Here is a 10,656-nt window from a genome sequence, read left to right as displayed (position 1 = left end):
CTTTTTGATCGGCCCCGCCAATGGCCTCCTCGACTTCTGAAATATTGGCTATTTGTCCACGGCGTCGTCAGGACTAACTTAGCTCCACCCCTTGCTATTGGAGTCCACCATGAAACCTCGCATCGATTTTTACACCGCTTCCCCAGATGCCCTCAAAGCCATGATCGCGCTGGAAGGCGCTGTTTCGAAGTTGCCGCTGGAAAAGACCCTGATCGAACTGGTCAAGCTGCGCACCTCGCAAATCAACGGCTGCGCCTTCTGCCTGGATATGCACAGCGCCGACGCCATCAAGGGCGGTGAAGACCAGCGCCGTCTGTACACACTGTCGGCCTGGCGTGAAACGCCATTCTTCACCCCGCGTGAACGTGCGGCGCTGGCGTGGACTGAATCCTTGACCCTGCTGAGCCAGACTCACGCACCGGATGAAGACTACGAACTGGCGGCATCCGAATTCAGCCCGAAGGAATTGGTCGACCTGACCGTGGCCATTACCACGATCAACGCCTGGAACCGTCTGGCGGTGGGTTTCCGCAAAATGCCTCAAGCCTGATCAGTGAGCATCCGCTGACGGCGCGGCCGGTGGTTGCACCTTGCGCATCAAGGGCACCATCACTGTGGCAATAATGAAGCAGACCATGATCATCAGAAAGGCGTCGCCATAGGTCTGCGTCTGCGCTTCACGGTAAGTCAGCAGCCACAGTTGATGCAGGCTGGCGGTGACGCCGGCGTCGCCGCTCTGGCCGAGGGCGGCGAAGTTGTTGCCGACCTGGGACAGCCATTGGTTCAGCGCTTCGTTGGTGCTGTTCAGGTGTTCCGCCAACCGCGTGAAGTGCAGGTTGGTACGGTCGTTGAGAATGGTCGCACACGCGGCGATGCCGATGGCGCCCCCCAGGTTTCGCATCAGGTTGAACAGCCCTGAGGCATGTTTGAGCCGTGCCGGCGCCAGTCCGCCGAGGGTCAGTGTCACCGCCGGCGGCACGGCCAGTTGCTGGGCGATTCCGCGCAGGGCTTGCGGCAGCATCAATTCTTTGGCCCCCCAGTCATGGGTGATCGGGCTGAAATCCCACATCGACAGCGCGAACAACCCGAGGCCGGTCATCATGATCCAGCGCAGGTCGATACGATTGGCCAGAAAGGCGTACAGCGGAATCGCCATGATCTGGAACACGCCGGTGGAGAAAACCGCCAGACCAATGTCCAGCGCACCGTAGCCGCGCACCCGGCCGAGGAACAGCGGCGTCAGGTATATGGTCGCGAACAGGCCAATCCCGGTGACGAACGAGAAGAAACAGCCGAGGGCGAAGTTGCGATCCTTCAAGGCGCGTAAATCGACGATCGGGTTGGCCACGTGCAGGGTGCGGCCAATGAAGGCCAGACCGGCGAGGCCGCTGATCCACGCCGTGGTCAGAATCGTACTGTCGCTGAACCAGTTCCAGCGCGGGCCTTCTTCGAGGGTGTATTCCAGGCAGCCGAGAAACAGCGCCATGAACACCATGCTCAAATAGTCGGCACCCTTGAGCAGCGACAATTCCGGCTGGTCGATTTTCACCAGCATCGGCACCGCCACCGCGACGAAAATCCCGGGCACCAGGTTGATGTAGAACAGCCAGTGCCAGGATGAAATGTCGGTGATCCAACCACCGATCACCGGGCCCAGTGTCGGTGCCAGCGAAGCCACTGCGCCGATGGTCGCGGCCGCGATCACCCGTTGTTTGCCGGTGAAGAAAAAGAACGCGGTGGTGAACACCAGCGGGATCATCGAGCCACCGAGAAAGCCTTGCAGGGCACGGAAGGCGATCATGCTCTGAATGTTCCAGGCTGCGCCGCAGAGCAGGCTGGCCAAGGTGAATCCCACCGCAGAAGCGCAAAACAGCCAGCGCGTCGAGAACACCCGGGACAGCCAGCCCGACAGCGGGATCACGATGATTTCAGCAATCAGGTAACTGGTTTGCACCCACGCCGTTTCATCGGTGCCCGCCGAGAGCCCACCGCCGATGTCACGCAGCGAAGCGGAGACGATCTGGATATCCAGTAGCGCGATGAACATGCCGATACACATGGAGGCGAAGGCGAAGACCTTGGTCGCCGTCGCCATGTTCGCGGCATTGAACGGTTGCGCGGGGGCGGCGAGGGCGCGACTCATGGCGCGCTGGCCATGGCCGGAGATTCGGGTTCTTTGCGGGTGTCCACTTCGGCGGTCACCGACAGGCCCGGACGCAAGTGACCGAGTACGCCATCGGCAGGATCGAGGATGATTCTTACCGGCACCCGCTGAACGATTTTGGTGAAGTTGCCGGTGGCGTTTTCCGGCGGCAGCACGCTGAACTGTGAGCCACTGGCCGGCGCGAGGCTGCCCAAATGACCGTGGAATTCCTGCCCTGACAGTACGTCGGCATGAATGACCACCCGCTGCCCCGGAATCATGCGCGCCAGTTGATCTTCCTTGAAGTTGGCATCAACCCACAGACCACTGGACGGTACCACCGACAGCAGTTGCGAACCCGCCTGGGCATAAGCGCCGACCCGCGCCCGACGATTACCGACCACGCCGTCCACCGGGGCCTTCAGTTCGGTGTAACCCACGTTCAGTTGCGCCAGATCACGTTCGGCGTGGGCCTGCATCAGCGCGGCACGGGCCTGTTGTTTCTGGGTTGCGATCACGTTCAGCTGCCGTTGCGCCGCCAGCAGTTCGGCCTGGGCCCGCGAACTGAGGGCCTGAGCCGTTTTGAACGTCGCGTCGGCGCGTTGGGCGCTTTCCACCGAGACCGCATTGCTGCCGACCAGTTTTTTGTAGCGCGCATTGTCGTCCCGTGAACGCGCGGTTTCGGCGCCGGCGGCATCGATGCCAGCGCGGGCCTGGCCGATCACCGCGTGTTGCAGTTGTTCGGTGGCGTCGAGGTTGGCGAGCAACGCTTCTTCGGCGGCCACCGCGCCTTCGGCCTTGGCCAGGTTGGCGCGGTAGTCACGGGCGTCGAGGCGGATCAGCACGTCACCGGCCTTGACCTTCTGATTGTCAGTGACCAGCACTTCTTCGATATACCCTGCGACTTTCGGGCCGATCACTGTCACGTCGCCGCCGATATAGGCGTCGTCGGTTTCTTCAATGAAACGCCCGGCCGTCCACCAATGCGTCGCGTACAACCCGGCAAACAACAGGGCCGCGATGGTCGCCGTCAGCAGGATCAACCGTTTGAGCAGGGGAGGCTTGGGTGTGCTCACCGGGACAGCAACGTCGGGTTCGAGGCTGGGCATGCTGGTCATTGAGTGAATACCTGTGGGAAACGGGTCTTTATTACGAGTGTAATATGACGTAGGTAATATTTTGTGGCAAATGATTTCTGCTTCCGGTCGTCAGGTCGTCGGTGGTCACTACAAACAAACCAATTGTTTAAGAAATGTAAGCGTTGTAGGACGCGTCTTGCATTTGTGTAGGAACGATCTGACTATCACTCGCATTGATGGGATGGCATTAAGCCATTTGATGATGACAGGGATGTTGAGTGCCGTATTCGTTTCGCGTTGTGCCTCGTCGTAGTTCCTCGCCTTGCACGCTGTTGTTGGCTTCGTTGTTGAGCCTGAGTGCTTCTGCACTCCAGGCGGCAGAGCCTGCCGCCCCAGGCCAGGAAGTGCTGCGCCAGCAACAACAGCAGCAGCGCGATCTGCAACAGCTGCAACTGGACCAGCGCCGTCGGCAACTGGAGCGCGGCAGCTTTGGTCCTGCGCCAGTCGCGCCGGCCGTCCCCGCCAGTGTGCCCGCCGATGAACGCTGCTGGCCGCTAAGTGGCACGCGCGTCGGCGGCGTTACCCTGATCAGCAGCCAGTCACTCAACGAGCGAATCAAGCCGCAACTGTCGTCCTGCATGGGCGTCGGTCAGATCAACCATCTGCTGGCGACCATCACCGGCCTTTATGTGGACGCGGGGTACATCGCCAGTCGGCCGTACCTGCGCAGCGCGCCGGTCGCCGGGCAATCGCTGGATATCGTGGTCGATGAAGGTTACGTCGAGTCCATCGAACTGGCCGACCAGAGCCTGCCGGTGTCNTTACGCGGAGCGTTTCCCGGGATGCTCGGCAAGCCGCTGAACCTGCGCGACCTGGAACAAGGCCTGGATCAACTGAACCGCTTGCGTTCGCTTGACCTGACGGCCGACATCGCCCCCGGCACGCAGCCCGGCGCCTCGCGGATCATCCTGCGTTCGCGCACAAACGGCCAGTCGCGATGGGCGTTGGGCCTGGGCGTCGACAACCTCGGCAGCGCCAGCACCGGGCGTGATCGCGACACCTTGAGCCTGAGCCTCGACAGTCCGCTGGAACTCAACGACGCCCTCAATGTGAGCGTCAGCGACACCCTCAATCGCGGCGATCGCTACAGCCGCAGCAACAGCCTGTTTTATTCCATCCCTTACGGCTACTGGACCTACAGCCTGTTCGCCAGCCATGCCGAATACCGCTCGCCCTTCAAGCTCAGCAGCGCCACGTTTTATAACAGCGGCCGCACCGATCAGGTCAGCTTGCGCACCGACCGGGTGTTGTGGCGCGACCAGGGCCATCAACTCAGCGCCAACCTGCAACTGGCCTACAAGGACGTCGACAGCTACCTGCAAAAGGTTCGCCTGGGCATCCAGAGCCCAACGCTGACCGTGGCCGAGGCCGGCGTGAACCTGTTCTGGCTCAACAGCGCGGTGTGGAACCTCGACGTCAATTACGCCCAAGGCCTGACCTGGTTCGGTGCCGATGACGATGCCCAGCGCCAGGTCAACAACCTGCCCAAGGCGCAGTTTCGCAAGTACCGCGCCGGTCTCAGCCAATGGCGCAACGGGAGGTTCGGTCAGCAGACGTGGCAGTGGCAAAGCCAATTGAACGTGCAGTACAGCCCCGATCCGCTGCCGGCCATCGAACAACTGCTCGGCACCGACGATTCCGCCGTGCGCGGTTACCGGGTCAACAGTGCGTCTGGTGCCATCGGCGCGNTNTGGCGCAACACCTTGCGCCTGCCGCTCAACAGCGACCTGGCGGTCAAGATCACGCCACGCCTGGGCCTGGACAACGGCTGGGTCAANGCCGACCACGGCGCCCAGGGCCAACGCCTGAGCGGGGCCAGCGCCGGGGTCAACCTGAGCTGGAAAAACCTGCAAGTGGACGTCGATTACCAACGCAGCCTCAACACCCCCAGCGGTTTAAGGCATGAGCCAGAGACCTGGCTGATGCGCGTGGGGTTGCAGATATGACCACCGACTCACCCGACACACACTCAGCCGTCGGACCTGTGCGCGACAGCCTCGGTAATCATCCCAACGCGCAACGTGATGCCGCACTTTTATTGAGAGGTTCCTATGCCTGAACAAACATTTGCGTTTCATCTTTCCCCTCGGGGAAAACTGCGCTGGGCGATTGCCAGCCTGTTCCTGATTGCCCATCTGCCCAGCGCTCTCGCGGGCGGCGTGGTGGTCGCGCCGGGCCCCGGCGGCACTGCGCAACTGCAAACCCAGGGCGGCGTGCCGATCGTCAATATCGTTGCGCCCAACGGCTCGGGCCTGTCGCATAACCAGTTCCTCGATTACAACGTCGACCGCCAGGGCGTCGTGCTGAACAACGCCTTGCAGGCCGGCCAATCCCAACTCGCCGGGCAGTTGGCAGCCAACCCGCAGTTCCAGGGCCAGGCGGCAAGCGTGATCCTCAACGAAGTGATCAGCCGCAACGCCTCAACCCTCAACGGCGCCCAGGAGATTTTTGGCCGGGCGGCCGACTATGTGCTGGCCAACCCTAACGGCATCTCTGTCAACGGCGGCAGTTTCATCAACACCCCGAATGCCAGCCTGGTGGTGGGCCGTCCTGAANTCAACGACGGCAAGCTGCAAGCCCTGAGCACCCGTGATGCCACCGGGACGTTGCAGATTCAGGGCGCGGGCCTGCAAAACCGTGAGGGCTCGATCAACCTGATCGCCCCGCGCATCGACAGCCAGGGCAGCCTCAACGCTCGGGATCAACTGAACCTCACCGTCGGCCGCAATCAGGTGGATTACGCCTCGGGCCAGGTGAAAACCGTGGACCCGGCCGGCAACACCACCGATCAACGCATCGACGCCAGCCTGTTTGGTGCCATGCAGGCCGGGCGCATCAACATCGTCAGCACCGCCGACGGCGCGGGTGTGCGGGTCGGGCCGGTGCAGGTCGCGGGTCGTGAGGGCGTGCAGATTCGCTCGGCAGGCGATTTGAGCATCAGCGGCCAAGCCGTTCCCTACAGTCTCGAAGTGGTCCGGGCAGGCGTTCGCAGCAGCCAGGGTGACGTTGGCTTGCACAGCGGCAAGGACCTGACCCTGGCCGCCGCCGACGTCAGCGGTCGCGACGTCAAACTCGACGCCGGCCGCAACCTGACCCTGACCACCGTCGAAAGTCGCCGTCTCCAGGAGAAGCGCGAGAACTGGAACAACAGCACCCTCGGCATCACCTGGGAAACCTACGACCGCACGCAGACCGACAGCGATTCACGCCAGCATGGCAGCCAGATTCTCGCCAGCCGAGACGCGCAATTGTCGTCCGCTGGCGACACTGAACTGAAAGCGGCCAAGGTCGAAGCGGCGAACAATCTGAGCGTGCAAAGCGGCGGCGATCTGCGCCTGAGCGCCGCCACTGAAAGCCACACCCAGACCGATCAGGGCAACCATCGCAAACACTTGTGGAAAGCCGATTGGAACACCAGCAGCGAAGAGCAGCGCAGCATCACCAGCCACTTGAAGGGCGGCAACATCGCCCTGCAAACCGCCGGGTTGTTGCATTCCGAAGGGGCTGAATTGAGCAGCGCCGCTGACATCCACCTCGCGGGCAAACAGGTGGAAATCACCAGCGCCAGCCGCACTCAGCGCAACAGCGACAACCGATACTCGGGCGATCTGGTGGGCGGTGGTTTCTTTGGCAAGACCGGCGACGCCGATCAAGGCAAGACCCAGAACCAGGGCAGCAAANTCAACGCCGACGGCAAGCTGATCGTCAAGGCGGATGAAGTGCGNATCAGTGGCAGCCAGGTGCGCGGCGGCACCGAATCCAGCGTCATCAGCGACAAGGGTTCGCTGGTGATCGATGGCGTGCAGGACACCTCTCACACCAACAGCCACGACAAGGACAGCAAGTTCTTCGGCATCACCAAGGACGAAACGCGGCAGACCGCCAAGGACAGCAGCACGGTGCGCAGCGAGCTGACCTCGGACAGCAACCTTACGCTCAAGAGCGCCAAGGATATTGAGGTGGCCGGTTCCACGGTCAAGGCCGGCGGCACCCTGAGTGCTGACGCGGCGGGGGATGTGAAGGTGCATTCCGCGCAAGACACTCGCGGCAGCAGCACGACCACCGAGACGCGCGGCTTCGATGCCTACGCCAGGGAAAACGGCCCGGACGCGGGGCAGTATCGTGCCGGTGTGCATTACGAAGACAAGCAGCAAACCGTGACCAACAGCGACGTCAAGCAGCAAAGTTCCAGCCTCAGCGGCGGCACCGTGCAACTGGTGGGGGGCGGCGACCTGACGCTTAAGGGCGCCGAGGTCAGCGCCACCCACGGCGACGCGACACTGGCCGGCAAAAATGTCTCGCTGCTGGCCGAACAGGACAGCCACAGCACCTCGACCGATCAAACCAGCACCCGCGGCGGCTTCTACTACACCGGCGGTCTCGACCGTGCTGGCAGTGGTGTCGATTTCGCGCATAGCACTTCACAAGACACCACCGGCAAAACCACTGCACAAACTACCGGCGTGCAGAGCAGCGGCAACCTGACCATCAACACCGGCAAACTGACCACCGAAGGCGCGCGTCTGGATGCCGGCAAAGGCCTGAATGTCGCCGCAGTTGAAGTCGACAATCGCGCTGTGCACAACACCGACAGCAGCACCCATAAAGACAGCAACTGGTCGGCGGACATCGGCGCCAACGTCGAGTACAAAGACATCGCCCGGCCAATCGCCGGCGCGGTCAAGGACGTACTCGCCGGCAAGGTGCCGGACAAGGATGCACTGGCGAATCTCGGTCAACCCAACGTGGGCATCGACGTCGCCATCGGTCATCAGAACGCCAGCCACACCGAGCAAACCAGCAACGCCGTGGCCAGCCAGTTCAAGGGCAGCACCGTGGATGTGAACGTGGCCGGGACGTTGCAGGACCAAGGCACGCAATATAAGGCGAGCGCGGGCAAGGTAAATATCAACGCTGATACGTTGGTGGCGAGCGCTGCGAGCAATACCCACAGCAGCACCGATCAGGCACTGGACGCCAAGGCTGACGTGCGGGTCTACACCAAAACCGGTGAGGACGTGAACGTCGCCGGCAGCGGCGCGGGCGGCAGCAGCCAGACGCGCAAAGACAGCTCGAACGCCGTCGTCGGCCGCTATGCCGGCAGCGAAGGCGTGAACATCAACCTGCGCGGCGATGGTCAGTTCGAAGGCAGCCATTTCGATGGCGGGCAGGGCGGTGTTGCGATCAAGACTGGCGGCGAACTGGCGCTGAACCAGGCCAATGACCATCAGAGCAGCGACACCTCCAGCCTGCGCGGCAACGGCTCGTTGAACGTCGGCACGGCGCCGGGCACCAACGGCACCAATGTCGATCTTGGCGCTGGTTTCCAGCTCGATCACACCGGCAAACAGACTGAAGACAGCCAGGCGCGTGTGGCGAGCATTCAGGGTAAAGGTCCGGTGCTGCTGAGCAGCGGTGGCGACCAGATCCAGCAAGGGACCAAGGTCGACACAGTGGGTGGCATCGACCTGAAGGCTGGCGGCAAACTCGATCTGCAAGCGGCGACCGACACCCACACCGCGACCGGCAGCAACCTCGGCGGCGGCCTCAAGGTGGGCGGCAGCAAAACCAGCACGGAGAAAAGTGCTGACCAGGGCGGTAACGTGAGCGGCAATTTCAACATCGGTCGGGTCAACGAATCGAGCCGGACCTTGACCGGCGGCCAGCTCAACAGCCAGGACAGCATCGCCCTCAGCGGTGAGGCGATCCACCTGCAAGGCACTCAGGTCAACGCCCCGGGCGTCAGTCTTGATGCGCAGAATGGCGGAATCTATCAGGAGTCGGCCGAGTCCACGCAAAACCGGAGCAACTGGAATGTGGCTCTGAATGCCGGCGGCAACCTGAGCAACAGCACGCCGGTTGTGGTGGATGAACAGAACGTCGCCACGAGTGATCACGGCTTCAATGCCGGGGCCAAGGTCGGCGTGGATTACCAGCAAGGCACCACCCAGCAGAACAGCCAGATCAAGGCTGACAACGTGGTGTTGAACAGCGTGGGTGATACTCGTCTGGCGGGCGCGCGGATCGATGCGGCGAGCGTCAGCGGCAAGGTCGGCGGTGACCTGAACGTGGAAAGCCGCCAGGACAGCCAGACTAGCGCCAAGCTTGATGTTGACCTCGGCCTGACGGGCAAGAAGGCCGCACCGTCCGACAAGGACACAGTCGCAGAGAATGTGAAACCGGGCGGGACCGACTACAAACCGACGCTGAAACTTGAGGGTGGCTACGCGCATAAAGACAGCGTCAGCCAGGTTTCCGGTATCAGTGGCACCCAAGGCGTGAACCTGAAGGTAGGCGGCGCAACGCAGCTGACCGGTGCACGGGTTTCGTCCACTGAAGGCCGCGTTGATCTGGGTGGGTCGAAGGTCAGCACGACGACCGTGGACAACCGTGATTATGGGGTCAACGCCGGTCTGGATTTGCCTGAAAAGGCAGAGGGTGAAGCCAGTAAACCGGTCGTTTCAACACCGGGTGAGCACAGCGTCAAACTGGGGCCTGTCACCCTTGGCGGTCATTTCGATAGTCAGTCGTTACAGGCTGGGATCGACGAAAAAAACATCTAAAACGCAAGACTCTGTGGGAGCGAGCTTGCTCGCGATAGCGGCGGTACAGCCGAGAAAATTCTCGCCTGGAACACCGCATCGCGAGCAAGCTCGCTCCCACATTTCCACCGTCCACCGTCAACACCGTACCGTTGACGTAGCTGGACGCTGGCGACAGCAACCAGCAAATCGCCTGGGCCACTTCTTCGGGCGCGGCCAGGCGGCCTACGGGAATCCTTGCGGTCAGGGCAGCCAGACGAGGTGCGTCCTTCATGATCGCGTCCATCATGCGCGTGGCGATCTGACCGGGGCACACCGCGTTGAACCGTACGCTTGCGCCATATTCCAGGGCCAGCGCCTGCGTCATGCCAATCAAGGCCGCCTTGCTGGCGCAGTAAGTGGCCAGTCCCTCTTCGCCGGTCTTGCCGGCGATCGACGACACATTCACCACCGCTCCATGACCCGCCTGCAAGCCGGGCAAGGCGTGCTTGATGAAGAAAAATGCCGAGCGGGTGTTGACCTCGAACATCGTGTCCCATTCCAGTTGTGAGGTCTGTGTGAGCGCCTTGCGCCCGGCCATGCCGGCGTTGTTGACCAGACCTTGCAAGGAGCCGTTACCCAGTTCCAGTGCGCGGTAGACGACGCGTTGACAGTCGGCCTCTTGCCGCACGTCGCCCGCCACGAACGTGCTGCCCGGCAGGCGCTGGGACAGCTGCTCTCCCGCATCGACGTCACGTCCAGTGAACACCACTGACATGCCCTGGCCGATTAACTGCTCTACGGTGACGGCACCGATGCCCTGGGTGCCGCCGGTCACGATGTACATGCTCAT

Annotated in this window: 6 protein-coding genes; 3 read left to right on the top strand and 3 right to left on the bottom strand. The window is 62.2% G+C overall.

Annotation, left to right across the window (positions count from 1 at the left end; all coding sequences use genetic code 11):
• Positions 1-109 precede the first annotated feature (109 nt).
• Complete coding sequence (locus B7L09_RS06630; RefSeq protein ID WP_094468235.1) at positions 110-550, top strand: carboxymuconolactone decarboxylase family protein; 441 nt, start codon at positions 110-112, stop codon at positions 548-550.
• Here the strand turns inward: B7L09_RS06630 and B7L09_RS06625 are convergent, their stop codons facing one another.
• Positions 551-2,143, bottom strand: a complete 1,593-nt coding sequence (locus B7L09_RS06625; protein WP_094468234.1) for a DHA2 family efflux MFS transporter permease subunit — start codon at positions 2,141-2,143, stop codon at positions 551-553. It lies immediately after the preceding gene.
• Positions 2,140-3,261, bottom strand: a complete 1,122-nt coding sequence (locus tag B7L09_RS06620) for an HlyD family secretion protein (RefSeq protein ID WP_094468233.1) — start codon at positions 3,259-3,261, stop codon at positions 2,140-2,142. Before B7L09_RS06620 ends, B7L09_RS06625 begins: the two co-directional genes overlap by 4 nt.
• A 239-nt stretch (positions 3,262-3,500) precedes the next feature.
• On the opposite strand from B7L09_RS06620, the gene B7L09_RS06615 reads away from it, so the two are divergent.
• Positions 3,501-5,228, top strand: a complete 1,728-nt coding sequence (locus B7L09_RS06615) for a ShlB/FhaC/HecB family hemolysin secretion/activation protein (protein ID WP_094468232.1) — start codon at positions 3,501-3,503, stop codon at positions 5,226-5,228.
• Positions 5,229-5,333: 105 nt separating this feature from the next.
• Entirely contained in the window at positions 5,334-9,845 is a 4,512-nt protein-coding gene (locus B7L09_RS06610; protein ID WP_094468231.1) for a hemagglutinin repeat-containing protein, read from the top strand.
• On the opposite strand, the gene B7L09_RS06605 is transcribed toward B7L09_RS06610, so the two are convergent.
• Positions 9,781-10,656: an SDR family NAD(P)-dependent oxidoreductase gene (locus tag B7L09_RS06605; RefSeq protein WP_094468230.1), complete on the bottom strand. Its 876-nt coding sequence runs from the start codon at positions 10,654-10,656 to the stop codon at positions 9,781-9,783. The genes B7L09_RS06610 and B7L09_RS06605 overlap by 65 nt on opposite strands.

Origin of the sequence: Pseudomonas mandelii (assembly GCF_002251635.1) — a bacterium.
GTDB lineage: Bacteria > Pseudomonadota > Gammaproteobacteria > Pseudomonadales > Pseudomonadaceae > Aquipseudomonas > Aquipseudomonas mandelii_B.
This window is presented reverse-complemented; position numbering and strand designations above follow the sequence as displayed.